The 1164-nt window shown below is 75.7% G+C and carries 1 pseudogene; it reads right to left on the reverse strand.

From position 1 onward, the window contains the following. Nucleotides 1–76: 76 nt before the first annotated feature. Nucleotides 77–1164 (reverse strand): annotated as a pseudogene (locus ABZ914_RS51630) (hypothetical protein); the annotation flags it as partial.

The following is a 1164-nucleotide window of genomic DNA, read 5'->3' on the forward strand; positions in this document are numbered from 1 at the left end:
GCGCGGAGCGCTAGCGGAGCGCGAAACGGCCTGCCGGTCGTGACGGGGGTTCCACGGGGTCGCCCCCCTGGGGAAACTAGCCTCCCTGGGTGAGCAATCCCACGACCTCGGCGGCCTTGCGGTCGTGGGCGGCGGCGGTGGCTTCGGGGAGGCCGAGGAAGCGGGCGAGGTCGGCGAGCACCTCGGCGACGGGGCCGATGGTGGCGACGGCGGTGGCGCCGCCGGTGACGTGTCCCTCGTAGGGGAGCAGCGCCTCGTAGACGCGGGCGGCGAGGTCGGGTTCGCCGAGCGCGATGGCGCGGCGTCCGCGGATCGCCATGACGAGGTCGTAGAAGTAGTCGCGGCGGACAGGCCCGGCGTCGGCCGGGACGGCGCGGCGGGCCTCGTCGGCGCGGCCGGCGGCGGCGAGCGCCAGGGCGTGGATATCGGCGGTCGCGGCGACGTGCGGCCACTGCTCGCGCAGCCAGCCGGTCTCGGCGACCAGGTCGCCCGCGCGGCCCTGGACGTACCGGAGGCAGAACGCGCCGACGAGCATCATGCCGCGCTCGCTGCTCCAGATGCCGGTCCGGCCGATGGCGCCCCCGACCTGGGTGTAGACGCGTTCGGCCTCGTCGTAGCGGGCGCGGAACGCGTGCGCGAGGCCGCCGTACCACTCGGCGATCATGGCGAGGAGCGGGAGGCCGTACTGGTCGGCGAGGCGGCGGCCCTCGTCCAGGTGGCGGCGGGCGGCGGCGAGGTCGAGGGAGGCGACCTCGGTCTGCTGGAGTTGCAGGTGGGCGAGGACGAGGTAGCCGGGCAGGTCGTGCTCGGTGGCGAGGTGGAGCAGTTCGGTGGCGATGCGGCGGCGGTCGTGCAGGCCGTCGGCGGAGCGGTAGCCGTTGAGGTAGCCGCCGTTGAGCGCGGCGGCGAGCAGGGCGGGGTCGCCGAGGCCGCGGGCGGTCTCGACGGCCTCGCGGGCCGCCGCGGCGCCCCGGTCGTCCTGCTCGCCCTCCAACTCGATCGCCAGGGTCGTCAGGAGGCGGGCGCGGAGCGCGGGGTCGTCTCCGGGCGGGCCGGCCAGGGCGTGCTCGGTCGCGTCGATGACCTCGCTGTCCAGGATTCCGTACTCGCGGCTGGTCCACAGGGTCGGTACGTCGAAGGCGACGATGATGCGGGCGAGGAGGC

The organism is Spirillospora sp. NPDC046719 (assembly GCF_040645715.1).
In the GTDB taxonomy this organism is placed as follows: Bacteria; Actinomycetota; Actinomycetes; order Streptosporangiales; family Streptosporangiaceae; genus Spirillospora.